The organism is Methylobacillus pratensis (assembly GCF_054072455.1).
Window position 1 is genome coordinate 702,109 of the sequence record NZ_JBSUSR010000001.1, and the last position, 23,555, is coordinate 725,663.

A 23,555-nucleotide genomic window follows, 5' to 3' on the forward strand; every position below is an offset into this window, starting at 1 on the left:
AGGAACCCATATTGAATGGTCAACATGAAATTCTTGCGAACTTGATGCGCTAATTTTCAACCAGCAAAAATCAGGCCACTCTAGGAGCAGTATTGCGCGCAGGACAATCCATCACGCCCACAACAGGTGAACTCTTTTACAAGACTACAATAGTGGCAAAAAGTTGAACAGCGATTGCGAAAACATCTTCCCTTCTTCCCTACTGGCTCAGGAAAGCGATATGGCCGAAGCAAAACAAAAAAGCCGGGAATGCCCGGCTTTTTAGTGTTTCAGTCCTGCAGGTTTTATTTCGGCGTGGGATCGCTCACGAATCCCAGCTTCTGCACGCCCGCATTCTGTGCATAGGCCATGACCTCGGCCAGCACTTGGTAGCGTGTCTCCTTGTCAGCGCGGATATGCAGTTCCGGCTGCGGGTCCTTGTTGGCAACCTCGTGCAGCTTCACGTTCAGCTCTTCGAGCGTAAGGGTCTGGTCGTTCCAGTACATAGTGCCTGCGCTATCGATGGCGACATCGATGATATCCGGCTTCTCCGGGGACGGCTGGCTCGTCGCTTGCGGCAGATCGATCTTCACCGCATGCGTCAGCAAGGGGGCGGTGATGATGAAGATCACTAGCAACACCAACATCACGTCCACAAGCGGCGTGGTGTTGATCTCGGACATGGGACGGCTGTTGCCCTCCCCGCCGCCGATTCCGCCGCCTGCCATCATGCCGTCACCTCTTTCAGCTTGGCACCGCTACGGACAGCGGCGGCGCCTGGGGTGGTCTTGCTGCTAGGGTTCAATGGAGCGCCGGTGGTCAGCAGGATGTGCAGGTCATTGGCAAACCCCTCCACTTCGCCCAGGATCAGGCGGTTGCGGCGTACCAGCGCGTTGTATGCCAGCACCGCAGGAATCGCCACAGCCAGGCCGAGCGCGGTCATGATCAAGGCTTCGCCAACCGGGCCGGCCACCTTGTCCAGCGTCGCCTGACCGCTTTGGCTGATGCTCGCCAAGGCGTGGTAAATACCCCATACCGTACCGAACAAGCCGACGAAAGGTGCCACGCTGCCTACCGACGCCAGCATGGTCAGGCCGTAATCCAAGCGCTCGCTTTCAGTGGAAATCTGACGGCGCATGGCGCGGGCAATGAACTCGTCCTTGTTGCAAGCCTCTTCGACATTGCTGGCGACATGGGCCTGGTGATGCTCGGCGGCGTCCACTGCCTGGTTTGCCACGCGGGAAACGATGGTTTCGCCGCTCTTGTGGCGCAATGCCGACTCGATCGAGGATGCCTGCCAGAAATTATTGTTGTACTCGCGGTTAGCGCTACGGATGGTCAAAGCCTGGTAGAACTTGATGACCATGAGATACCAGCTTGCTACCGACATGAAGACAAGCACGACTGCAACCAGAATGGAAACCGGACCGCCGTCCAGAATGAAATCCAAGCTGCTAAATTCGTATGCATTTTCCATATTGCATTAATCCTATAATTTTAAAGTATGACTAACCTGGTTGAACTTGCTTAATCCGAGATGGAGAACCGTACTGGGGCAATCACGGAAACCTTCATCGGCTTGTTGTTACGCTTGTACGGGTTGAACCTGGACTTCTTGGTTGCCTCCAGCGCTGCCTTGTCCAATCGCTCCGAGCCACTGCTGGTCTCGATCTGGATCGACTCAGGCACACCTGCTTCGGAAATCAGGATGCGCAACATCACGACGCCTTGCTCCCCCAGCCTTCTCGACATGGCGGGATAAACAGGAATTTCCTGGTGCGAGTATGAAACTCCGCTGATCGCCACTTCAGGAATAGGCTGGTCCTTGGGCTCGGGCGGCTTGACCGGCTCTATCTTCTCGGCCACCACGGGCTTATCCTGTACCGGCGCTTGCGAAGGCGCCTGCTTGACTTCCTGAGGCTGCGGCTCGGACACTTCCTCCTTTACCTCCTCCACCTGTTCAACAGGCTGGGGAGCCTCGATCGGAACAGGCTTGTCCACCACCTTTGGCTTGGGCTTAGGTTTTGGCTTGGGCTCGGGTGGTTTCGGCTTGGGTTGCGGCTCCGGCTCGGTAATCGCTACCTCGGGAATAGGTTCCGGACTTTTCACCAGGCTCACCATGATAGGCGGCGCGGCTTCTTCCTGGTGAGGCTCCCTGGTGGAAACGGCGATCAAGGTGGCAAACACGGCTGCATGGATCACTATGGTAGCGATCAGCGCCTTGGCAGAAAAATCCTGTGTGTCTTGTTCTCGGAAAACCCGTTTTGGAACTAAATTGCGAGTTGGTTTTTGACTCAATTGCCCCTCAACATATTGCTCTTTTGAAAGGCGTGCAAGTGAAGACTCAATGGACATTTTTGATGCTGGTAGTGTATTGACTATGAGATTTGTTGGCACTGTATATTGCCAATCGGGTCGCCGCTTCCTGAATCATTTCAGCAAATGAGTTAAACGCGTGGTCTTCCAGGCGCAAACTCAACGCACCGACTTCAATTTCCATGACATTACATTCCTCACAGTACAACACCCTGCATCCTTCAGCTCCAGCAAGCACTACACGCCTACAATTGTTCGCTGTCTTCATCGTTATCCCGCTCGTTGTTTGGGGTTGCAGTCAATGATGCAAGGCTACCCTTGCAACAAGAGCGAAAAATGATAACTATTCTCATATATGCAGTCAAGAATAATACGCATTCTAGCAGCTAATTAAGCACGATTCTTATTATTTCTTGCTTATAGCTTTCATATACGCTGCGTCAAATTGCCGCAGAAAATAAAAAAGGCCGCAATAGCGGCCTTTTCGATTCCGTCGAAGAAATTACAGACGGTTTGCGTAGTATTCAACAACCTGTTGAACGTCAACAGGGAATGGAACATCTTCCGCTGCTGGCAAGTGGGCAACCTTGGCTTGCTGAGCCTGCTCTGCCCAAGTGATCCACTCTGGACGGATTAAAGGCGGGTTGGCCAATGTTTCTACCACGATAGGCAGTTTAGTGCTGCTGGCCTTCAGGGAAATCTCGTCACCTACGCGCAAGCGGATGGACGGGATGTTCACGGACTTGCCGTTCAGCAAGACGTGACGGTGGGAAACCAGTTGGCGTGCAGCGGCAATTGTCGGTGCGAAACCAGCGCGGAACACGACGTTGTCCAGGCGGCGCTCCAGCAGTTGCAGCAATGTTTCGCCGGTAGGGGACTTGCCCTTACGCGCATCCACCACCAGGCGGCGCAGTTGCTTTTCGGACAGACCGTAGTTGAAACGCAGCTTTTGCTTTTCCTGCAGCTTGACGCCGAAGTCGGACTTCTTGCGACGTGTGTTCTTGGCGCCGTGCTGGCCAGGAGGGGTTGGACGCGCCTCGATGGTCTTGCGAGACAAGCCAGGCAGATCAATACCAAGTGCGCGCATTACTTTAAGACGTGGGCCGGTGAATCTAGACATTCTTTAAAACTCCTTCAATAGTTTGGATTGATCAGGCTGACCTGACAAATAGCTTCCTGCACCCCGGCAATCATGTTCGGGATGGATAGCTCGACGCTATCACCACGCCTCAAGGCATGGCATACCTGCACACTACAAACTTCGCATACGCCCGAGGATTTACGCGAAGCTGCGGATTATACAATAAAAAACCGCCATTGACCAAGCATCAATGACGGTTTTTCGATGGCTCGCCGGTTAACTAAAAACGGCTACCCAGACTCCAAACCGCTCCCGGCTAGACGCCTTGCCGCAAGCACTACGGCAAGGCATAGCAACAGAGAGCTTGTTGGCCGCTTATTTAGGCCAGCATGGCATTCACGCGGCGCACAAAGGCAGCGGGATCTTCCAGTTGGCCGCCTTCCGCCAGCAAGGCCTGGTCAAACAGGAGGTGCGACCAGTCTGCAAATTTGGCGTCGTCCGACACCGCCTTCAGGCGCTGCACGATGCCGTGATCCGGGTTGATCTCCAGGATAGGCTTGCTGCCCGGCGTCTTCTGGCCTGCGGCCTTGAGCAGGCGCTCGAGGTTGCCGGATAGGTCGTTCTCTCCCGCTACTAGGCAGGCCGGGGAATCGGTGAGGCGGTGCGTGACGCGGACTTCCTTCACGCTGTCGCCCAAGGTGGACTGGATACGCTCGACCAGGGACTTGTATTCGTCCTCGGTCTTTTTCTGCTGCTCCTTCTCGGCCTCGTCTTCCAGCTTGCCCAGGTCGAGGTCGCCCTTGGCCACGGATTGCAGCTTTTTGCCGTCGAACTCGGTAAGGCTGCCCAGCAGCCATTCGTCCACCCGGTCGGACAGCAGCAATACCTCGATGCCCTTCTTGCGGAAAATTTCCAGGTGCGGGCTATGCTGCGCCGCGGCAAAACTATCGGCGGTGATGTAGTAGATGGCTTCCTGGCCTTCCTTCATGCGGCCGATGTAGTCCTTGAAGGACACCACCTGCTCGTCGCTATCGGCATGGGTGCTGGCAAAGCGCAGCAGGCCGGCGATCCTTTCCTTGTTGGCGAAATCCTCGCCCGGGCCTTCCTTCAGCACGCGGCCGAATTCGTTCCAGAACTTGGCATACTCTTCCGGCTTGTTCTCGGCGATGTCCTCCAGCAGGCCCAGCACGCGCTTAACGGAACCGGTCTTGATCGCGTCGATGTCCTTGGAATGCTGCAGGATTTCGCGCGAAACGTTGAGCGGCAGGTCGGCGCTGTCGATCACGCCGCGCACGAAGCGCAGGTATTGCGGCATCAGCTGCTCGGCATCGTCCATGATGAACACGCGCTTCACGTAGAGCTTGATGCCGTGCTGACGCTCGCGGTCATAGAGGTCGAACGGCGCCTTGGATGGGATATAGAGTAGGGAAATATATTCCTGCTTGCCTTCCACGCGGTTGTGGCTCCAGGTCAGCGGATTCTCGAAATCGTGCGAGACATGCTTGTAGAACTCCTGGTACTCCTCTTCGGAAATATCGCCCTTGCTGCGCGCCCACAAGGCGGAGGCCTTGTTCACGGTTTCGTCCTCATCGGTGGCCACCTGCTCGCCATCCTTCCATTCGGATTTCTTCATGACGATGGGCAGGGTGATGTGGTCGGAATACTTGCGGATGATGGACTTGAGCTTCCAGTCGTTGAGAAACTCTTCTTCGCCCTCGCGCAGGTGCAGGACGATGTCGGTGCCGCTGCTTTCCTTGTCGGCAGGCTCCAGCGTGTAGTCGCCCTCGCCGCTCGACTCCCAGCGCACGGCCTCGTTGCTGCCGGCACGGCGGGTGGTCAGGGTCACTTTGCTGGCAATGATAAACGCGGAATAGAAGCCGACGCCGAACTGGCCGATCAGGTTGGCGTCCTTGGCCTGGTCGCCGGTGAGGGACTGGAAGAATTCCTTGGTGCCCGACTTGGCAATGGTGCCGATATTGCGGATCACTTCCTCGCGGCTCATGCCGATACCGTTGTCGGAAATGGTGACGGTATGCGCCTCCTTGTCAAAGCTGACGCGGATTTTGAGATCGCTGTCATTGCCGTACAGGCTGTTATCCGCCAGCGCCTCGAACCGCAGCTTGTCCGCGGCGTCGCTGGCATTGGAAATCAGCTCGCGCACTACGATTTCCTTGTTGCTGTAGAGCGAATGAATCATCAATTGCAACAGCTGTTTGACTTCGGCCTGGAAACCCAGCGTTTCCTTTTGTAGTGTCTCTGTGGACATCTTGCTAACTCCCGTTATGCAGTTGAACGACAATGCTCCCTATATAAGGACTGCTTAACAAATTTCAAGCGCCTGGCATCAAGCGCCGGCATTTAGATATAAAATACGTAAAAAATCATCAAAATAAGCCATACAGTGGTCATTAACGAGATGGCGATCCTGCCAACCTCACAAGGGAGTTCCAGTCTTGAAGTACAGCATCATGGGCGGCAGCATGCTCGCCCTCATCGCCACGTCCAGCCCCAGCCATGCCCATGATGAACCGCCTTCCGCCGATACCGAGCAAATCCAGGAACTCGAAGCCACCAGCGTGACTGCCAGACGGCGCCTCGAGAAGGAACAGGACGTCCCCGCGACCGTATCCGTGGTCAAGGGCGAACAACTGGAAGCCAGCAGGATTTACCAATTGCAGGACCTGCCGCAGCTCATGCCCAGCCTCACGGCGCAATTCCTGCATCCGCGCCAGTCCAGCATCGCCATCCGCGGCATAGGCAACAACCCGGCCAACGAGGGGCTGGAAGGCAGCGCCGGCATTTATCTCGACAACATATTCCTCGGCCGACCCGGCCTGGCCGTATTCGACCTGCTGGATATCGAGCAGGCCGAACTGCTGCGCGGCCCGCAAGGTACGCTGTTCGGCAAGAACACCACCGCCGGCGTGCTCAACATCACCACCCGCAAGCCGGTTTTCAAGCCGGAATATTCGGCGGAAGTGAGTTATGGGTCGCGCGACTTCGAGCAATACAAGATCATGTTCAACCAGCCGATCAACGAGATCGTGGCCTTTCGCATTGCCGCCTACAAAACCCATGACGACGGCTGGGTGAAGAACACCTACGACGGCAAGAACCTCAACGAGATCAACCGCACCGGCGCACGCGGCCAATTGCTACTGCAACCCAGCGAGTCATTCGACCTGCGCCTGATTGCCGAGCACAACGAGGAAGATTCCAGCACCGGCACCCTGGTGCCTTATAGCCGTGGGCCGTGGACGCCCAATCCTACTACTTTCATTTTTGACGGTTTTGATCCAGATACATTACAACCAATTCTGCGACCAGATTACTCTCATAGTACGCCTGCCGGCACTCCAGGCTCCAACGCCACCGACGCCATCACCCACGCCAACGGCGAGGGCGCATCCAATCGCGCCTACGACCCCAAGGACTATAAGGTCACGCTGGACGGCAGGCAGCGCACCCGCACCAGCCAGGATGCCCTCTCGGCAGAGGCCAACTGGCATTTCAACGGCTACACCCTCACCTCGATCACCGCCTGGCGGCAATGGCAATTCAAGCCAGACAACGACCTCGACCGCACCGACCTGTTTGCGATCAACGGCGGCGTCGATGCCCGCCACAAGCAATATTCGCAGGAAATACGCCTGGCCTCGCCCCTGAGCGACGTGTTCGACTATGTGGCGGGCGCTTATTACTACTATCAGGACATTTCCAACCACGAGCAGTACATCACCGGGCCGGACGCCTTCGCGCTGACCACCATCTACCCCGACAATTCGGCCTTTTCCGGTTCCGGCTACGCCAAAACCCACAGCTATGCGCTTTTCGGCCAAGGCACCTGGCACCTGACGGAAAAACTCGACCTGACCGCGGGCCTGCGCGCCACCGTGGAGAAAAAAGAAGCGAGAGTGGTGCAAAACCAGATTACCCCGCTGCCGCCGATCCTCTCTCCCCTGCTCGACCATTACGATACCGGCGTGCAACGCCAGAAGGATGAAAGCCTTTCCAGCCTGCTGACCGCGAGCTACTGGCTGAATGACCGCGTGCTTGGCTACGCCACCTACTCCTACAGCGAGAAATCCGGCGGCTTCAACACCAATGGCGTGGCTTCGCCTGGCGCGGTACTGGGCACGGATGCCCTGAACATAGACCCGGAAAAAGCCAACAACATCGAATTCGGCATCAAGTCGAGCTGGCTGAACCAGCGCCTGGTCGCCAATGCCAGCATATTCCTGACCAAGGTCAAGGATTACCAAACCATTACCGGAACCGCCATCAACGGCACCTATACCGCGCTGCTCACCAATGTAGGCGACATTACCAGCAAGGGGGCGGAGCTGGATTTGCGTGCCCGGGTCAACCAGCACCTCAGCCTCAGCCTGAGCGGCGCCTACACCGACGCCAGCTTTGACCGCGGCACCGCCCCTACCCCGGCCGAGGAATTCAACGGCCCCGGCGGCACCAGCGACAGCGGTTACGGCAAAGGCACGCGCAGCATCGCGGGCAACCGGGTGAACGGCGCATCGCGCTGGGCATTCAGCACCGCCGCCCACCTGCGCTGGAATCCAGGCGACAACCTTGAGCACTACGCAAATGCGCAATACAGCTGGCGCTCCGAAAACTATGGCGACGTCAACAACTCGGAATACTCGAAGATTGCCGGATACGGCATCCTCAACTTCAGCACCGGCTTGCGGGTAACCAGCGGCAAGCACCGCTGGGATTTGTCGCTATGGGCCAAGAATTTATTGGACAAGCGCTATTTCCTCGGCGTCACCAATGCGGGCAGCAACCTCTATGTCGGTTCGGCCGGCCAGCCGCGCACCATTGGCGCCAGCCTGCGCTACGACTTTTAGAGCCGCTCACAAAATCCTGCCGGCGTTGTTGCCCTGCCTTATCGTGCCACTTGAGCGGTGATGGCCGCGCTTGGCCGCTTCGGCTATACGGCGACTTCGGGCAGGAAATAACCGTGAACGAAGAGATCGACCGCAGACCTGACCAACTCAACCCGTGCCTCCGGCCCCGGCAAGGTCGCCTCATCGCGCAGCAGGTAATAATGGCCATGAACGCATAGCTGCACGAACTGGATGGTCACCGCCCTGACGTCGGAAAAGCGCACCAGCCCTTTCTGCCTGAGCTGCTCGAGATAGCGCTCTATCGGCATGCGCGCCTGGTTCGTCACCTGGTCTACCAGGCTGGACAGCCCTTCGACACGGTCGACCTCCGCCACCACCATGCGGCTGAACTTCATGTTGTCGCGATTAAACCATTGCTCAGCCATGACACAGCCTATGTCGAACAGTGCCTGCCTGGGCGGCTTGCTAGTGTTGATGGCCGCATTCAATACGGCGATGTATTGGGCGACGTATTTGTTAATCACCGCCATAAACAGAGTGTTTTTATTGGAAAATTGGCGATAGATTGTCAGCTTCGAGACACCCGCCGCCTTTGCAATGCCTTCGATACTGGCGCCTTGCAGGCCTTTATCGCGAAAAGACCCGGCCGCCACATCCAAGATATGCTGGCCAAGCTGTTCCGAAGCTTCCTTGGTAGGTCTGCCAACAATGGTTTTGCTAGTCATCCTGCTCCATTCAATTGAGTTCGCAATTGGCAAGGCATGCATTATGCCACTCTTGCATCACCCCTGCTGTTGCCTGCCGCCTCCATTTATTCGAAAACAGAATATCAATATTTCAAATAAGTATTTTTCATTCTAAAAAAGATCGGTTAGATTGCCTTCATTAAGTAAACGTTACCGTTCACTTAATTGCAACCTTTTTTACAGCTATTGATGGAGCGACGTATCTCGCGCCACTTTGCAGCCTGGAAGTACACAAGGACAATATGGCAACCCAAAAAAGACAAATAAAGCTGGGCGCGTTCCTGCAGAGCGTAGGACACCACCTGGCCGCCTGGCGGCATCCGGACGTCAACCCGGCCGACGCTACCAGCCTCGCCCACCTCAAGAACCTGGCAAAAATTGCGGAACGTGGGAAATTCGACGCCATCTTTTTTGCCGACTCGCTAGGCTTGCCGCAAATAGACAAACGCTTGCTCGCCAAAGGCGCCGTGACCTATTTCTGGGAACCCCTGACGCTATTGTCCGCCATTGCTGGCAGCACCGAGAAAATCGGCCTCATCAGCACCGTCTCCACCAGCTACCTGCAACCCTACCACCTGGCCCGCCTGTTTGCCTCACTCGACCATATCAGCCAGGGCCGCGTGGGTTGGAACCTAGTGACGTCGGGCACCGATTTCGAGGCGAACAATTTCAGCCTGAGCACGCAGATTCCCCATACCGAGCGCTATGAACGCGCCCGGGAATATGTCGATGTGGTGAAGGGCTTGTGGGATAGCTGGGACGACGAGCCCTATTTATTCGACAAGGCGTCGGGTAATTTCTTCGACCCGGACAAACTGCACTTCCTCAACCACAAGGGCACATATTTCTCCGTGTCCGGCCCACTGCAGTCAGCCAGGCCGGTGCAGGGCTATCCTGTCATTGTCCAGGCCGGGTCATCGGAGGATGGACAGAACCTCGCAGCCGCCACCGCGGAGATCGTCTTCACCGCGCAGCAATCACTGGAGGGAGCCCAGGCGTTCTACAAGGGCTTGAAGGATAGGCTGGCGCAACACGGACGCTCGCCCGACAGCCTGCGCATCATGCCGGGCGTCATGCCCATCATTGGCCGTACAGAAGAAGAAGCGCTGGAAAAATATGAGCAGTTGCAGTCGCTCATCGACCCTGCCGTAGGAATTGCGCTATTGTCGGCCTTCCTCGGCAATATCGACCTCGGCAAATACTCGATTGATGGCCCGGTTCCCGAGTTCCCCAATACAGAAGGCTGGCAAAGCCGCCAGCAGCTGCTGGTAGACCTGGCGCGCCGCGACAACCTGACCATACGCCAGCTTTACCAGAAGGTCGCCGGCGCACGCGGTCACCGTATCATCACCGGCACGGCAAGCACTATTGCTGACCAGTTGGAGCTCTGGTTCACGCAGGGCGCCGCCGATGGCTTCAATATCCTGCCCGCCACTTTTCCCCACGGCCTCTCCGAGTTCGTGGAGCAAGTCATCCCAGTATTGCAGCGCCGCGGATTGTTCCGTACCGAATATACGGGCAGCACACTGCGCGAACACCTAGAGCTGCCACGCCCCAGGAGCCAATATCAATGAGCCGCGCCACTGTCCCGTTGGAAACCCAAGGCAGCACTGTCATCGCTAAAGTTGAGGATGACCGCTACCTCTTCGGCAAGCAAGGCACCCTATGGGTGTTCTCGCTGCTATGCCTGCTGATGGTATTCGACTTCGCCGACCGCCTGATCATCGCCGGATTGCTGCCTTACATCAAGGCGGAATGGGACCTGAGCGACGCCCAGTCGGGCCTGCTCAGCTCGCTGCTGACCCTGGGCATGGTGCTGTTCGCCTTCCCGGTATCCATCGCCATCGACCGCTGGAGCCGCATCAAGACAGCCAGCCTCATGGGCATATTCTGGGGTTTCGCATCCGCCAGCGGCGCATTTGCCCAGAGCTTCGGCCAGTTGGCCGCCAGCCGCGCCCTGGTGGGGGCTGGAGAAGCCGCCTACGCCCCCGCCTCCTATGCCTGGATCACGGCCGCATTCCCGCGCCGCAGGCTGCAACTGGCCCTGGGCGTCTTCTCCGCCAGCCAGCCCATTGGCATGGCGCTGGGCATCGCGCTGGGCGGATTCATCGCAGCGCATTACGGCTGGCGCCATGCGCTGGGATTGCTGGCAATCCCGGGCATCCTGGTCGCGGTCGCGCTGTATCGCTGCCGCGATTACCGCAATATCCAGCCTGAAGCGCCTGCACTGGGCCGACAAAAAACCAGTCACTGGCAGGTGGTACGCCGCAACTGGTCGGGAATCGTCCGCACGCCATCGCTGTTGCTGACCTATCTCAGCGGCGCCATGGCTACGTTGCAATGGGTGCCCCTGGTCTTCTTCCTGCCGACCTATCTCAACCGCATCCATGGCTTGCCGTTGCAGCACGCCTCGCTGCTGACCAGCGGCCTGATGCTGGTCGGCGTCATCGCCATCCCCCTTGGCGGATGGATCATGGATGCGCTGACGCGCCGCCTACGCAATGCCAAGATCTATTTCTCGGTCAGCGCAATTTCCCTGTCCACCGTGCTGTATGCCATCGCATTCGGCGGCAGTTACGACTACCAGACGCAGTACCTGCTGATCGTGCTGGCGTGCTTTTCCGCTGCCGTCAGCGGCTCCGGCCCGCTGAGCATGACCCAGGAACTGGCGCACCCCGCCGGCCGCGCACTTTCTGGTACTGCATCGGTCATGACGCTACACTTGCTCGGCTCCGTTCCCGGGCCCTACTTGGCAGGCCTGCTTTCAGACCACTACGGCCTTGGCCATGCCTTGTTGATACTGCCGGTCGCCAGCGGCTTGCTAGCGGTTATATTGCTCACCAGCACCTTGCGCTATTACCAGCGCGACCTGCAAAAGGTAGGCCATTACAAGATTGAAGCAGGCTGATCGCCATGGACAAGCGACGATGTATCCAAATTTCGCTGACCACCACGGGCACACCAGATTTATTTAGGGGAAACCAACCATGAAATTAAGCAAACCATTTGTCATCAGCAGTATTGCACTGGCGATACATGCGGCCTTCAACCCGGCCTACGCCGAGGAAAACGAACCTGAAGCAACTACCAGGCAGCAAACCGCAGAAACCAGTGAGGAAAACCAGCTGGGCAGCATTACCGTCACTGCGCGCAGGCGCGCCGAAAAAGAACAGGATGTGCCAGCGCCCATCAGCGTCGTCAAGGGCGAGCAACTCGAAACCACCAAGATCTACCAGGTGCAAGACCTGCAACAGCTGCTGCCCAACTTTACCTCGCAATTCATCCACGCGCGCCAGTCCAGCGTCGCGGTGCGCGGCATCGGCAACAACACCGCCAATGAAGGCCTCGAAGGCAGCGTCGGCATCTACCTCGACAACGTTTACCTCGGACGCCCGGGACAGGCGGTGTTCGACCTGCTCGACATCGAGCAGATCGACCTGTTGCGCGGCCCGCAAGGCACATTGTTCGGCAAGAACACCACCGCGGGCGTGCTCAACATCACCTCAAGGCAGCCCGTGTTCAAGGAAGAACGCACCATTGAAGTCTCAGGCGGCGAGCGCGGCTACCGCCAGCTCAAGGCCATGATCAACCAGCCGTTGAGCGACAACGTGGCTGTGCGTATTTCCGCCTACGATACCCATGACAACGGCTGGATCAAGAACACTTACAACGGCAAGGACTTGAACGAGATCAACCGCCAGGGCGTCCGCGGACAGATATTGATCAAGCCCAGCGAAACGTTCAGCCTGCGCCTGATTGGTGAACACAATGAAGAGGATTCCAGCACCGGGACATTGATCCCCTATAGCTTTGGGCCTTGGCGCCCCAATGGCATGACGTATGCGCAGAATGCTACATCTCTTGGTGCCGTGAACATCGCCCGTAGCCCCTACGACTACAAAGTGGACTTTGACGCCAGGCAACGTTCCAAGGTCAACCAGGACGCGCTTTCCGCCGAGGCAAACTGGGATATCAACGGTTATAAGCTGACGTCCATTACCGCTTGGCGGGACTGGAAATTCAGTCCTGAGAATGATCTTGATTTTACTCGCCTGCCAGGATTGGTCGGCGGCTTCAAAGTCAAGGAAGAACAATATTCACAGGAAATCCGCCTCGCCTCGCCACTAGGAGAGGTCTACGACTATGTTGTCGGCGCCTTTTACTATCACCAGAATATCGACAGTGACAATGGTTACAGCACAGGCCCAATTTCGCTACCTCTATCCTTGACCTATCCGGGAAACTCATCCTTACAAGGCCAAGGTACCGCCAAGACAGACAGCTATGCTGTCTTTGGTCAGGCTACCTGGCATACGACCGAAAAGCTCGACTTGACTGCTGGCTTGCGTTACACGCTAGAGAAAAAAGAAGGTCGGGTCGACCAACAGCTGATTTCACCTGCGTCCAATATTATTTACCATCCGCAACTATTTGGCGCTTATGACTCAGGTACGTTGAGGCGCAAGGATGAAAGCATTGCTGGATTGCTTACCGCAAGCTATCGCTTCACGGATGACATCCTGAGTTTTGCGACATACTCCACCAGTGAGAAATCCGGCGGATTCAATGTCAACAGCGTAGCCTCCCCTGGTTCGGTATTTGGCAGCCAAGCCCTCCGCATTGACCCTGAAAAAGCACATAATCTGGAACTCGGCCTCAAGACCAGTTGGCTCGATAATCGCTTGCATATCAATACCAACCTGTTCCTGACCAAGATTTCCGACTACCAGGCTGTCACCACCGCCGAATCCGGTGGTGCCTATCTGCCACTTTTGACAAATGTTGGTGACCTGACCAGCAAGGGTGTGGAGCTCGACATCAAGGCTCAGCCCACCAGCCATTTAGCTTTGACCTTCAATGCTGCCTATACTGATGCCACGTTTGACCGGGGTACCGCTCCCACCCCATTCGAAGAATTCGATGGGGTAGGCTATGGCCGAGGGGTCCGTAGCATCGCCGGCAATCGCGTCAATGGCGCTCCGCGCTGGACCGCCAACGCGGGAGTCTTTCATCAATGGAACATCAATGGCAGCGTCGAGCATTACACCTCTGCCAATTACGGCTGGCGTTCCGAAACCTATGCCGACGTCAACAATTCTACCTACTCCAAGATTCCCAGTTACGGCGTATTCAACCTGACCACCGGATTCAAAATTCCACATGGAAACAATCAATGGGATATCTCGATCTGGGCCAAAAACCTGTTCGACAAGCATTACTTCCTTGGATTGGTCAATTCAGGCTTCGGCATGTACGCGGGCTCCGCAGCACAACCACGCACCATAGGCGCCAGCCTGCGCTACGACTTCTAACCCGGCAAAATACCTAAAGGGGAGCAGCCACCTGGCTTACGCAGCAGGTGGCTGATTTTTTATGTAGATAGCCATATTTCACGCTACACTATGCCCTACTCATCAAAGGGGATTGCGATGGCGAAGATCACCGTCAACAAACTGGATGAACATGCTTTCGAAGTAGCCGTTGAGGCAAGCTCGGCGACTACGCACCGGGTGACAGTGGCGCCAGACTACGCGACAAAACTCAGCCTGGGACGCTTTGACAATGAGGAATTGATCCGGCGCTCTTTCGAGTTCCTGCTGGAGCGCGAATCCAACACCAGCATTTTGCGCAGCTTCGACCTCTCCGTGATTTCACGCTACTTTCCGGAATACGAGCGCACCATATCCCGATAACAATCCAAGCTATCCCGCCAATAATAGCTTGAGCACTTCCGCCGCAGCGGCCATGCCGCATGGGGCGGTGACGGCGACCGAGGAGCCGTACCCTGCGCAATTGAGACCCGTGATGCCGCCTGCATCCGCGCTGCAACTGGCATCCGGCTGCTGTACGGGTTCGTCGGAATAAACACAGGCGATGCCAAATTTCTGTAACTTCTTTTTACTGCCTGGCTTGTTGCCGTCCAGGCCTTTCGGGAAACCGTGATCGCGCCGCAACTGGTTGCGTACCTTTGCCAGCAGCCTGTCGCCGTGCACCTCTGCCAAGTCCGCCACCCGGATGCGTGTGGGGTCGACACGCCCCCCCGCCCCGCCTGCCATCACCAATGGAATCCCGAGCTTGCGGCACCAGGCAGCCAATGCCACCTTGGCCCTTGCATCGTCGATCGCGTCCAGCACGGCATCGAAACGCGTAGCCAGAAGCTCACCGAGGTTGTCCGGCGTAATGAAATCCTCGATCTCGCGCACCTCGGCCAACGGGTTGATCGCATGCACGCGCTGCGCCATGGCGGTAACCTTGGCAAGGCCGAAATTGCCCTCGACAGCATGCAACTGGCGATTGACGTTGGATTCGGCAATATTGTCGAGGTCAACCAAAGTCAGCTTGCCTACCGCGCTGCGCGCCAATGCCTCGACTCCCCAAGAACCCACGCCGCCCATACCGATCACGGCGACATGCGCATGCCGGAAACGTTGCAGCGCGGCCTCGCCATACAGCCTGCGCACGCCGCCGAACCTACGCTCCCAATCGATATCCCGGCTATCGCCCACTTGGCGGCTCCTCGCACCCGACGGCACGAATCTCGCGCTGGTATTGATCCAGGCCGTGGATGGCGCAATGGTTTTTCTCCGCATCATCGGCAATGCGCGCGAGTTGATCGAGGTATCTCTGCATGGTGTCGCAATACAGGGCATGGGCGTCGACATCGGCCTGCACGCGCGCTTCCAGCGCCTGCAAGTCGCTCAATGTCGCCTTGCAGGCATCTTCCTGGAACGGGTTGCGCGCGGGCTTGGCGGCCGGGCTGCAAATCGCCTTGGCGAGATGCTGCGCCGTGGCCGACTTGCCCACTGGCGCAAAGGGTTGAGCCTTGTCGAACAGGGGTTCGGCCTTACCGTCGCGCAGCCTTTGCGCCTGCAATATCCTGAAAGTGCCTTCGCCGCAATTGAATTGCAACGCGCTCAGGGTCTGTTCATTCTTGTTGAACAGCTTAACGCGGGTGTTGACCCTGAACACCTGGCCGGGCAGTGTTTGCAGGGAAGCACGGTCAAGCGCGACCTCGCCCGCATTACTGTTGCTGACCACTTCCCATCTGGGTACCCCCGACGAAGGCGCCGCAACGGGAGCGGTGCAATAGCGCTGCTCCAGCTGGTCCGGCAGCGAGCCGGGGCTGATCGGCTCTTCCGCACGCGGAGCGTCGAACCTGACCACCTGCTTGCCGTCCTTGAGTTGGAACCCTTTGAGGTAGCTGAAGCGCTTGGCCCTGCAATCCACCTGCATAGTGGTCACCCAAATGCCATCAGCCTGCTCCACCTTGGCCTGCACGGTAAACTTCTGCTCCGCGGTATTGCGCACCACGCTGGCCTGGTCGACATAGTGCTTGCCGACGCTGCTCTCCCCCGCCAGCTCCCATTGCTCTGCACTCATCGCAGTGCCTGCAAATAGCAGGCAGGCTAACCACAGGCTACGCATCGTTCAGGCTTTTTCCAATACCACGAAAGCAGCGGCAAGCGCTTTTTCATCGCTGATGGATAAATGCAGGCCGCCAACTCCCTTTTCCGCCAGCCACGCCTGCAACAAGGGCGCAAGCCGGAATTCCGGCTTGCCCAGCTCATCATGCCCGATGCCGATGTTCTCGAAGCTGGCAGCGCCGCGTATGCCGGTGCCCAGCGCCTTGGCAAATGCCTCCTTGGCGGCGAAGCGCTTGGCCAGGAACCTGGCCTTGACCCGGCTCGCCTCGTATTCCTGCCATTCGGCGGCATTGAGAATGCGCTGGGCGAATGCGTCGCCGAAGCGGCTGAGCGATTCCTCTATGCGCACCACTTCGACAATATCGGTACCTATCCCGTAAATCATGCTGGATGTTGGCCGAACCGCCTAATTCGCCTTCTGCACGATCAGCGCCTTCATTTCACGTACCGCGTATTCCCAGCCGACGAACAAGGCATGGGCCACGATCGCATGGCCGATATTGAGCTCTTCGATGCCGGGGATGCCGACAATCTCATGCACGTTGTGGATATTGAGGCCGTGCCCGGCATTGACGGTCAGGCCCAGCGCCAACCCATGGTCCACCGCCATGCGGATACGCTGCAGTTCGGCATGCTTGTCGGCATCCGTCTTGGCATCGGCAAATGCGCCGGTATGAATCTCGATCACGGGCGCACCGGCCGCCCTGGCCGCCTCGACCTGCTCCAGATCAGGGCCGATGAACAAGGAAACGCGGATACCCGCATCCCCCAACGTCTTGCAGGCGGCCTTGATAGTGCCCAGGTTGCCGGCCACGTCCAGGCCGCCCTCGGTCGTCCGCTCCTCACGGCGCTCAGGCACCAGGCAGACGTCCTGCGGTTTGACTTGGAGCGCGATGCCGACCATTTCGTCGGTCACGGCCATTTCCAGGTTCATCTTGGTCTGCAACAACGGACGCAAGGCAAACACATCCGCATCCTGGATATGGCGCCTGTCTTCCCGCAAATGGATGGTGATGCTGTCCGCCCCGGCCTCCTCGGCACGCAAGGCTGCCTGCACGACGCTGGGATATTGGGTGCCGCGCGCCTGGCGCAAGGTGGCTACATGATCGATATTGACGCCTAGTTTCATAATGCCTGCAAATCCATGAGTAATTGTCGGGTATGTAAGGGCTTCTCGCCCAGGTAATGCGCCAGCAAGGTACGCATCAACTGCTTGCTTTGCTGCTGGGTCAAGGCATCGCTGTAGTCATCCTGCGCCATGGCGAGCAATGTCCTGCCGGACAATTGTACGCCATTTGCCGGCGCCGCATGTTGGCCCGTGCGGGCCGCTCCCTGCTCGGCCACATAGGAATACACGTAGTCGGCCTCGATGGCATTGCCCGCGTCATCATGCTCCAGCGGCACGGCATAGCCCAGCTCCTGCAGCATCTTGAGCTCGAAGCGGCGCAAAGTGGTTGCGGGCGGCACCTGGTCTTGCGTGAGGATGCGCAAGGTCTGGCAGTAATAGTCGAACAGGGCGTCATGCCCATCCTCGCGCGGCAGCAAACGCAACAGCAACTCGTTGAGGTAGAAGCCGCACATCAATGCCTCGCCGCGCAGCAGGAGCAAACCCGCTCCCCACTCCATACTGTGCAGGTTCTTGAGCTCGGCCTTGCCCGACCAGGTCGCCTGCAATGGCTGGAATGCCTGCAGCATGCCGCGCATGGCCGAACGCGGGCGCCGGGCGCCCTTGGCGACGGCCGCCACCCTCCCGAACTCGCGGCTGAACAACTCGACCACCAAGCTGGTTTCCTTGAACGGATAGGTGTGCAGCACATAAACAGGCTGATTGTCTTGGCGCTGGATGTTACTGATTGCCATGCAAACTTTATGTTAGATTAAGATCCAGCACGCATTTTATCTCAGGTTTCCTCGCCCATATCAGCGCAGTGGAGAAACCTTTCCTCATACTCTGCTGTCAGCTTTAGCAGATGGTTAAGGTATAAGCTCATGAATATCAGGCACGGCATCATCGCGATGAGCAGCTCCCTGCTTGTCCCATTGGCGGCAGAGGCCGCATGCAACACCGACTACTCATGGATAGACAAGTCATGCGAGCGCATCTCGGATACCTGGAAAAACGGCGATCATGACCTATACATCCCGCTTTGGACTCACCACTTGCGCTTTGCCTACGATAACGACAAGATCGACTCGTTCCGCGAATTCACCTGGGGCTTGGGCTACGGGCGCAGCCGCTACAATGCCGCCGGCAATTGGGAGGGCGTTTACATGATGGCGTTCTCGGATTCGCACAGCAATGTGCAACCCATGCTGGGCTACGGACACCAATGGATGATGGGACCTCGGTCGGGATTGCATGCCGGCGTCGGCTACACGGCATTCCTCACTTCGCGTGCCGATATCTACAAGAATTTCCCCATCCCCGGCGTACTGCCGATTGCCTCGCTCAACTACAGGCAATACTCGGTGAACACCAGCTATGTACCGGGCGGCCGGGGCAACGGCAATATCCTGTTCTTCTGGTCCAGGGTGGGCTTTTAGTACCCGAGGGACTTCAGGGCGCGCTCGTCGTCCGCCCAGCCGCCTTTGACCTTCACCCAAGTCTCGAGCCAGATCTTGCCGCCGAACAGTTTTTCCATATCCTGGCGCGCCTCGGTGGAAATGCGCTTGAGCTTCTCGCCGCCCTTGCCGATCAGCATCGGCTTCTGGCTGTCCTTGTCGACAATGATGGCGGCGTGGATGCGGCGCAAATTGCCTTCCTGCTCGAATTTCTCGATCTCCACCGCTACGGAATACGGCACTTCGTCTCCTAACAGGCGGAAGATCTTTTCACGCAGCATTTCTGCCGCCAGGAAGCGCTCGTTACGGTCCGTCAGTTCGTCCTCGCCATAAATCGCCGGCTGTTCAGGCAGGTGTTCACGGACGGCAGCCAGCAGCTCATCAAGATACAGATTTTTCTTGGCACTCACGGGAATGATGCCGGTGAATGGAAACTCCAGGTCGAAATCCTGGATCAACGGCAACAGGTTCCCCTTGTCACCCATCAGGTCGGCCTTGTTGACAACGAGGAAGGCTGGCTGATTCTTCGGCAGCAGCTGCAGCACCTTGCGGTCCGCATCTCCCAGATGCATGGGCTCGATCACGAACAACACCACATCCACCTCGCTCAGCACCTGAGTGACGGTGCGGTTCAGGTTGCGATTGAGCGCATTGATATGCTTCTGCTGGAAGCCTGGCGTATCCACAAACAGGAATTGCGTATCTTCAGTGGTATGTATGCCCAGCAGGCGATGCCGCGTGGTTTGCGCCTTGCGTGACGTAATGCTCAGCTTCAGGCCGAGGATATGGTTGAGCAAGGTGGACTTGCCCACGTTGGGACGGCCGACGATGGCGACGGTGCCGCAACGAAAAGCGTTGGATGAAGTCATTTCTTTCCTTTTTCGAGCAGTTGCTCGTAAGCCAGCTGGGCGGCCTGCTGTTCAGCCGCACGGCGGCTGGAGCCCCTGCCCTCTGTAGTAATCTGGAACTTGGTGATATGGCAGCTTACCCGGAACGTCTGGCAATGCGCCTCGCCCTCGGTTGCCATCACAGTGTATTCGGGCAGGTCTATTTTGCGCCCTTGCAGGAATTCCTGCAGCAAGGACTTGGCATCCTTGCCGATCGCCTTCGGGTCTATGCCTTCCATGCGCGGCAGGAACAAGCGTTTCACCAGCTCCTCGGCCGCCGGATAGCCGCCGTCCAGGAAAACCGCGCCAATGATGGCTTCCATGGCGTCGGCCAGCACGGAGGGGCGCCGCCAGCCGCCGCTCTTGAGCTCGCCTTCGCCCAGGCGGAGGAACTCGCCGACATCCAGGCCGGTGGCGATCTCGCTCAGGGTTTGCTCCTTGACCAGTTGGGCGCGCAAACGGCTGAGGTCGCCCTCGGGCAATTTGGGGAATCGCTGGAACAACTGATGCGCCACCAGGAAATTCAAAACACCGTCGCCAAGAAACTCCAGGCGCTCATTATTGTTGCCGGAATAGCTGCGGTGCGTCAGCGCGAGCGTCAGCAGGTTTTTGTCCTTGAATTCGTACGCAAGCCGGCGTACCAGGCTGTTCTGGCTCAAAACGCCAGCCCACCGTGAGGAAAATGCAACGCTGAAGAAGCCATGCAAGCCACACAGCCCGGGCAAGGCTGAAAATCAACGGGCATTGTCGGTAGATGCCTCGAAGTCGAGCAGGACGCTGATATTGGAGAACAACGGCACCACGACCTGGTAATCGACCGACAGCGCCGTCTTGCCGTTTTCATCGCGCAAAAAGGTCAGGTCCCGGGCTTCGACGCTGCGGATATCGTCTATGGTCGCGCTCTTCTGGAAAGCGGTAATCATGTCGGCCTTGCTCATGCTGGAAAACGCCGGGTCATGGGCAATGCGGCTGATCGCTTTCTTGACGGCAAAATATTCGATGTAGGAAGGCGTGAGTTTCATCGCCAGCACTGCAAAAAACACGCCTATCGCGATGACCACGACCAGGCTCAGGAATGTCATGCCCTGCTGTTTCTTCATGCTGGCTCTCCCTTTACTATTGACTTGATATTTATTTGATCTTGGTGCCAATTCTGCCAAAGTCGTCAAAATTCCACCAGATGAAGAATGCCTTGCCGACCAGGTTGTCCTCGGGCACAAAGCCCCAGACGCGGCTGTCCTTGCTGTTGTCGCGGTTGTCGCCCATGGCGAAGTAATGGCCTGCCGGCACTTCCACCTCGCCATCGAACGCCATGCCGTTTTCCTCGATGAGGATATCGTGCTTGACCTCGCCAAGTTGCTCCTGATATCGCTTGGTCACGATCATGTTGAGGCCGGAGCCAACATACTTGTAATCGTCGACATAATCGGTCTGCACTGCCTGGCCGTTCACGTACAGGCGCTTGTTGCGGTAGGCAATGCGGTCACCCGGCACGCCGATGACGCGCTTGATGTAATCGATCGATGGATCGGGCGGATAGTGGAATACGAAGACGTCCCCGCGCTGCGGATGGTCGACTTCGAAGAAGGTCTTGTTGAGGATGGGCACGCGCAAGCCGTAGGAAAACTTGTTCACGAGAATGAAATCGCCCGCCAGCAACGTCGGCATCATGGAACCGGAGGGAATCTTGAACGGCTCGACAATGAAAGAGCGGATCAGGAACACGGCCAGGATCACGGGGAAGAAACTCTTGGAATACTCCACGATCACGGGGTCTGCCGCATCCGCAGCTCGCTTCTTGCGCCAGAACAGACTATCCAGCAACCAGATCACCCCAGTGATGACCAGCACCGCCAACATGAACAATGCAAACATCATTTGTCTTCAACCCTCAAAATAGCCAGGAATGCTTCCTGTGGAATTTCAACGTTACCTACCTGCTTCATGCGCTTCTTGCCCTCCTTCTGCTTCTCGAGGAGCTTCTTCTTGCGCGTGATATCGCCGCCGTAACACTTGGCAAGCACGTTCTTGCGCATGGCCTTCACGGTTTCGCGCGCGATGATGTTGGCGCCGATGGAGGCCTGTACGGCGATATCGAACATCTGGCGCGGGATCAGCTCGCGCATCTTGGATACCAACTCTCGGCCGCGGTAGACGCTGTTTGAACGGTGCACAATCAACGACAACGCATCGACACGCTCGCCGTTGACCATGATGTCGAGCTTGACCAGATCGGCCGCACGGAATTCGAGAAACTCGTAGTCCATGGACGCATAGCCGCGCGACACGGATTTCAACTTATCGAAGAAATCCAGCACCACTTCGTTGAGCGGCATTTCATAGCTCAGCATCACCTGGCGCCCCATATACTGCATATTGCGCTGCACGCCGCGCTTATTGTTGCACAAGGTCATCACCGGGCCGACATAATCCTGCGGCATCAGCAGATTGATGGTAATGATAGGTTCGCGGATCTCGGCAATGCGGGATGGTTCGGGCAGGCGTGAAGGGTTCTCGATCTGCACCACCTCGCCGGTCTTGAGCAGCAACTCGTACACAACGGTTGGCGCCGTCGTGATGAGGTCCATGTCGTACTCGCGCTCGAGGCGCTCCTGCACGATTTCCATGTGCAACAGGCCGAGGAAGCCGCAACGGAAGCCGAAACCCAGCGCGCTGGAATTCTCCGGTTCGAACTGCAATGAAGCGTCGTTGAGGCGCAGTTTCTCCAACGCCTCGCGCAAGGCCTCGAACTGGTTGGATTCGACCGGATAAAGCCCGGCGAACACCTGCGGCTGCACTTCCTTGAAGCCGGGCAAAGCCTCGCTCGCCGGCTTGTCGGCCAAAGTGATGGTATCGCCCACCTTGGCGCTGGTGAGCTCTTTGATGCCGGCGATGATGAAGCCCACTTCGCCTGCAGACAGAGAGGGACGCTGGCGCGACTTGGGCGTGAACACGCCGACCTGCTCGCAGAGATAGGTCGCCTTGGTCGCCATCATGCGGATCTTGTCCTTGGGCTTGAGCACGCCGTCCACCACGCGCACCAGCATGATCACGCCGACATAGTTGTCGAACCATGAGTCGATGATCAAAGCCTTGAGCGGTTTTTCCGGATCGCCCACAGGCGGCGGGATCTTGGCGATCATGGTTTCCAGCACGTCCTGCACGCCGACGCCGGTCTTGGCGGAACAGCGCACGGCCTCGGAAGCGTCCACGCCGATCACGTCCTCGATTTCCTGCGTCACCCGTTCCGGGTCGGCGGCGGGCAGGTCGATCTTGTTCAGCACAGGCACCACTTCGACGCCTTGGTCGATCGCGGTATAACAGTTCGCCACGCTTTGCGCTTCCACCCCTTGCGAAGCGTCCACCACCAGCAATGCACCCTCGCAGGCAGCGAGGGAACGGCTGACCTCATAGGAAAAGTCGACGTGGCCCGGCGTATCGATCAGGTTGAGGTTGTAGACCTGCCCATCCAACGCCTTGTATTCCAACGCGGCTGTTTGCGCCTTGATGGTAATGCCGCGCTCGCGCTCGATATCCATGGAGTCCAGCACTTGGGCCTCCATTTCACGGTCTGAGAGTCCGCCGCACAACTGGATGATGCGGTCGGCCAATGTGGACTTGCCGTGGTCGATATGGGCGATGATAGAAAAATTGCGGATATTCTTCATGTAGTTATTCTAGATTAAGCCAAGTAAAGA

General features: G+C 57.5%; 23 protein-coding genes. 6 read left to right on the forward strand and 17 right to left on the reverse strand.

Annotated elements, in window-relative coordinates; translation table 11 throughout:
• Positions 1-284 precede the first annotated feature (284 nt).
• From ACW4YW_RS03165 to htpG, 6 genes are all read right to left on the reverse strand, one after another.
• Positions 285-710: an ExbD/TolR family protein gene (locus tag ACW4YW_RS03165; protein WP_457136226.1), complete on the reverse strand. Its 426-nt coding sequence runs from the start codon at positions 708-710 to the stop codon at positions 285-287.
• Positions 707-1,456: a MotA/TolQ/ExbB proton channel family protein gene (locus ACW4YW_RS03170; RefSeq protein ID WP_457136227.1), complete on the reverse strand. Its 750-nt coding sequence runs from the start codon at positions 1,454-1,456 to the stop codon at positions 707-709. Before ACW4YW_RS03170 ends, ACW4YW_RS03165 begins: the two co-directional genes overlap by 4 nt.
• Positions 1,457-1,506: 50 nt before the next feature.
• Positions 1,507-2,181: an energy transducer TonB gene (locus ACW4YW_RS03175; RefSeq protein WP_457136228.1), complete on the reverse strand. Its 675-nt coding sequence runs from the start codon at positions 2,179-2,181 to the stop codon at positions 1,507-1,509.
• Between the two features lie 142 nt (positions 2,182-2,323).
• A complete protein-coding gene (locus ACW4YW_RS03180; protein WP_457136229.1) occupies positions 2,324-2,479 on the reverse strand; it encodes a hypothetical protein in 156 nt (51 codons plus the stop codon).
• A 318-nt stretch (positions 2,480-2,797) separates the two neighbouring features.
• On the reverse strand, positions 2,798-3,415 hold the full coding sequence (rpsD, locus tag ACW4YW_RS03185; RefSeq protein WP_309564805.1) for a 30S ribosomal protein S4: 618 nt from the start codon (positions 3,413-3,415) through the stop codon (positions 2,798-2,800).
• A 340-nt stretch (positions 3,416-3,755) separates the two neighbouring features.
• On the reverse strand, positions 3,756-5,642 hold the full coding sequence (gene htpG, locus ACW4YW_RS03190; protein WP_457136230.1) for a molecular chaperone HtpG: 1,887 nt from the start codon (positions 5,640-5,642) through the stop codon (positions 3,756-3,758).
• Positions 5,643-5,829: 187 nt separating this feature from the next.
• Between htpG and ACW4YW_RS03195 the strand changes: the two genes are divergently transcribed.
• On the forward strand, positions 5,830-8,238 hold the full coding sequence (locus ACW4YW_RS03195) for a TonB-dependent receptor (protein ID WP_457136231.1): 2,409 nt from the start codon (positions 5,830-5,832) through the stop codon (positions 8,236-8,238).
• Between the two features lie 83 nt (positions 8,239-8,321).
• On the opposite strand, the gene ACW4YW_RS03200 is transcribed toward ACW4YW_RS03195, so the two are convergent.
• Entirely contained in the window at positions 8,322-8,963 is a 642-nt protein-coding gene (locus ACW4YW_RS03200; RefSeq protein WP_457136232.1) for a TetR/AcrR family transcriptional regulator, read from the reverse strand.
• A gap of 263 nt (positions 8,964-9,226) precedes the next feature.
• Here ACW4YW_RS03200 and ACW4YW_RS03205 point away from each other — a divergent pair, with 263 nt between their 5' ends.
• The 4 genes from ACW4YW_RS03205 to ACW4YW_RS03220 all read left to right on the forward strand — a co-directional run bounded on the left by ACW4YW_RS03205 (position 9,227) and on the right by ACW4YW_RS03220 (position 14,677).
• Complete coding sequence (locus ACW4YW_RS03205; RefSeq protein WP_457136233.1) at positions 9,227-10,558, forward strand: LLM class flavin-dependent oxidoreductase; 1,332 nt, start codon at positions 9,227-9,229, stop codon at positions 10,556-10,558.
• A complete protein-coding gene (locus ACW4YW_RS03210) occupies positions 10,555-11,892 on the forward strand; it encodes an MFS transporter (RefSeq protein ID WP_457136234.1) in 1,338 nt (445 codons plus the stop codon). The genes ACW4YW_RS03205 and ACW4YW_RS03210 overlap by 4 nt, the downstream gene beginning before the upstream one ends.
• Positions 11,893-11,971: 79 nt before the next feature.
• A complete protein-coding gene (locus ACW4YW_RS03215) occupies positions 11,972-14,296 on the forward strand; it encodes a TonB-dependent receptor (RefSeq protein ID WP_457136235.1) in 2,325 nt (774 codons plus the stop codon).
• 117 nt (positions 14,297-14,413) lie between these two features.
• The gene (locus ACW4YW_RS03220) at positions 14,414-14,677 is read left to right on the forward strand and encodes a hypothetical protein (RefSeq protein WP_309564798.1); all 264 of its coding nucleotides are present in this window, start codon (positions 14,414-14,416) and stop codon (positions 14,675-14,677) included.
• A gap of 9 nt (positions 14,678-14,686) precedes the next feature.
• Here the strand turns inward: ACW4YW_RS03220 and ACW4YW_RS03225 are convergent, their stop codons facing one another.
• Genes ACW4YW_RS03225 through recO form a run of 5 tightly spaced genes read right to left on the reverse strand, consistent with a single transcriptional unit; the run spans position 14,687 to position 18,268 of the window.
• Complete coding sequence (locus ACW4YW_RS03225) at positions 14,687-15,490, reverse strand: tRNA threonylcarbamoyladenosine dehydratase (protein ID WP_457136236.1); 804 nt, start codon at positions 15,488-15,490, stop codon at positions 14,687-14,689.
• Positions 15,480-16,364, reverse strand: coding sequence for a surface-adhesin E family protein (locus ACW4YW_RS03230; RefSeq protein ID WP_457136237.1), 885 nt, complete (start codon positions 16,362-16,364; stop codon positions 15,480-15,482). Before ACW4YW_RS03230 ends, ACW4YW_RS03225 begins: the two co-directional genes overlap by 11 nt.
• Positions 16,365-16,412: 48 nt before the next feature.
• The gene (acpS, locus tag ACW4YW_RS03235; RefSeq protein WP_457136238.1) at positions 16,413-16,793 is read right to left on the reverse strand and encodes a holo-ACP synthase; all 381 of its coding nucleotides are present in this window, start codon (positions 16,791-16,793) and stop codon (positions 16,413-16,415) included.
• 21 nt (positions 16,794-16,814) lie between these two features.
• Entirely contained in the window at positions 16,815-17,540 is a 726-nt protein-coding gene (pdxJ, locus tag ACW4YW_RS03240; RefSeq protein ID WP_457136498.1) for a pyridoxine 5'-phosphate synthase, read from the reverse strand.
• Positions 17,534-18,268, reverse strand: coding sequence for a DNA repair protein RecO (gene recO / locus ACW4YW_RS03245; protein ID WP_457136239.1), 735 nt, complete (start codon positions 18,266-18,268; stop codon positions 17,534-17,536). Before recO ends, pdxJ begins: the two co-directional genes overlap by 7 nt.
• A gap of 129 nt (positions 18,269-18,397) precedes the next feature.
• Between recO and pagP the strand changes: the two genes are divergently transcribed.
• Positions 18,398-18,952: a lipid IV(A) palmitoyltransferase PagP gene (gene pagP / locus ACW4YW_RS03250; protein WP_457136240.1), complete on the forward strand. Its 555-nt coding sequence runs from the start codon at positions 18,398-18,400 to the stop codon at positions 18,950-18,952.
• On the opposite strand, the gene era is transcribed toward pagP, so the two are convergent.
• The 5 genes from era to lepA all read right to left on the reverse strand — a co-directional run bounded on the left by era (position 18,949) and on the right by lepA (position 23,525).
• Complete coding sequence (gene era / locus ACW4YW_RS03255; protein ID WP_457136241.1) at positions 18,949-19,839, reverse strand: GTPase Era; 891 nt, start codon at positions 19,837-19,839, stop codon at positions 18,949-18,951. The two genes, pagP and era, sit on opposite strands and share 4 nt — an antisense overlap.
• Positions 19,836-20,516: a ribonuclease III gene (gene rnc, locus ACW4YW_RS03260; protein WP_457136242.1), complete on the reverse strand. Its 681-nt coding sequence runs from the start codon at positions 20,514-20,516 to the stop codon at positions 19,836-19,838. Before rnc ends, era begins: the two co-directional genes overlap by 4 nt.
• A gap of 75 nt (positions 20,517-20,591) precedes the next feature.
• On the reverse strand, positions 20,592-20,957 hold the full coding sequence (locus ACW4YW_RS03265; protein ID WP_457136243.1) for a DUF4845 domain-containing protein: 366 nt from the start codon (positions 20,955-20,957) through the stop codon (positions 20,592-20,594).
• A gap of 31 nt (positions 20,958-20,988) precedes the next feature.
• Entirely contained in the window at positions 20,989-21,735 is a 747-nt protein-coding gene (lepB, locus tag ACW4YW_RS03270) for a signal peptidase I (RefSeq protein WP_457136244.1), read from the reverse strand.
• The gene (lepA, locus tag ACW4YW_RS03275; RefSeq protein WP_457136245.1) at positions 21,732-23,525 is read right to left on the reverse strand and encodes a translation elongation factor 4; all 1,794 of its coding nucleotides are present in this window, start codon (positions 23,523-23,525) and stop codon (positions 21,732-21,734) included. Before lepA ends, lepB begins: the two co-directional genes overlap by 4 nt.
• Positions 23,526-23,555 lie beyond the last annotated feature (30 nt).

What these genes read in the sequence shown, in the direction of transcription:
- ACW4YW_RS03165 (WP_457136226.1), bottom strand. Translation starts at nt 710, where the DNA reads ATGATGGCAGGCGGCGGAATCGGCGGCGGGGAGGGCAACAGCCGTCCC.
- ACW4YW_RS03170 (WP_457136227.1), bottom strand. Translation starts at nt 1,456, where the DNA reads ATGGAAAATGCATACGAATTTAGCAGCTTGGATTTCATTCTGGACGGC.
- ACW4YW_RS03180 (WP_457136229.1), bottom strand. Translation starts at nt 2,479, where the DNA reads ATGGAAATTGAAGTCGGTGCGTTGAGTTTGCGCCTGGAAGACCACGCG.
- rpsD (WP_309564805.1), bottom strand. Translation starts at nt 3,415, where the DNA reads ATGTCTAGATTCACCGGCCCACGTCTTAAAGTAATGCGCGCACTTGGT.
- htpG (WP_457136230.1), bottom strand. Translation starts at nt 5,642, where the DNA reads ATGTCCACAGAGACACTACAAAAGGAAACGCTGGGTTTCCAGGCCGAA.
- ACW4YW_RS03200 (WP_457136232.1), bottom strand. Translation starts at nt 8,963, where the DNA reads ATGACTAGCAAAACCATTGTTGGCAGACCTACCAAGGAAGCTTCGGAA.
- ACW4YW_RS03205 (WP_457136233.1), top strand. Translation starts at nt 9,227, where the DNA reads ATGGCAACCCAAAAAAGACAAATAAAGCTGGGCGCGTTCCTGCAGAGC.
- ACW4YW_RS03210 (WP_457136234.1), top strand. Translation starts at nt 10,555, where the DNA reads ATGAGCCGCGCCACTGTCCCGTTGGAAACCCAAGGCAGCACTGTCATC.
- ACW4YW_RS03215 (WP_457136235.1), top strand. Translation starts at nt 11,972, where the DNA reads ATGAAATTAAGCAAACCATTTGTCATCAGCAGTATTGCACTGGCGATA.
- ACW4YW_RS03220 (WP_309564798.1), top strand. Translation starts at nt 14,414, where the DNA reads ATGGCGAAGATCACCGTCAACAAACTGGATGAACATGCTTTCGAAGTA.
- ACW4YW_RS03230 (WP_457136237.1), bottom strand. Translation starts at nt 16,364, where the DNA reads ATGAGTGCAGAGCAATGGGAGCTGGCGGGGGAGAGCAGCGTCGGCAAG.
- acpS (WP_457136238.1), bottom strand. Translation starts at nt 16,793, where the DNA reads ATGATTTACGGGATAGGTACCGATATTGTCGAAGTGGTGCGCATAGAG.
- recO (WP_457136239.1), bottom strand. Translation starts at nt 18,268, where the DNA reads ATGGCAATCAGTAACATCCAGCGCCAAGACAATCAGCCTGTTTATGTG.
- pagP (WP_457136240.1), top strand. Translation starts at nt 18,398, where the DNA reads ATGAATATCAGGCACGGCATCATCGCGATGAGCAGCTCCCTGCTTGTC.
- era (WP_457136241.1), bottom strand. Translation starts at nt 19,839, where the DNA reads ATGACTTCATCCAACGCTTTTCGTTGCGGCACCGTCGCCATCGTCGGC.
- ACW4YW_RS03265 (WP_457136243.1), bottom strand. Translation starts at nt 20,957, where the DNA reads ATGAAGAAACAGCAGGGCATGACATTCCTGAGCCTGGTCGTGGTCATC.
- lepB (WP_457136244.1), bottom strand. Translation starts at nt 21,735, where the DNA reads ATGATGTTTGCATTGTTCATGTTGGCGGTGCTGGTCATCACTGGGGTG.
- lepA (WP_457136245.1), bottom strand. Translation starts at nt 23,525, where the DNA reads ATGAAGAATATCCGCAATTTTTCTATCATCGCCCATATCGACCACGGC.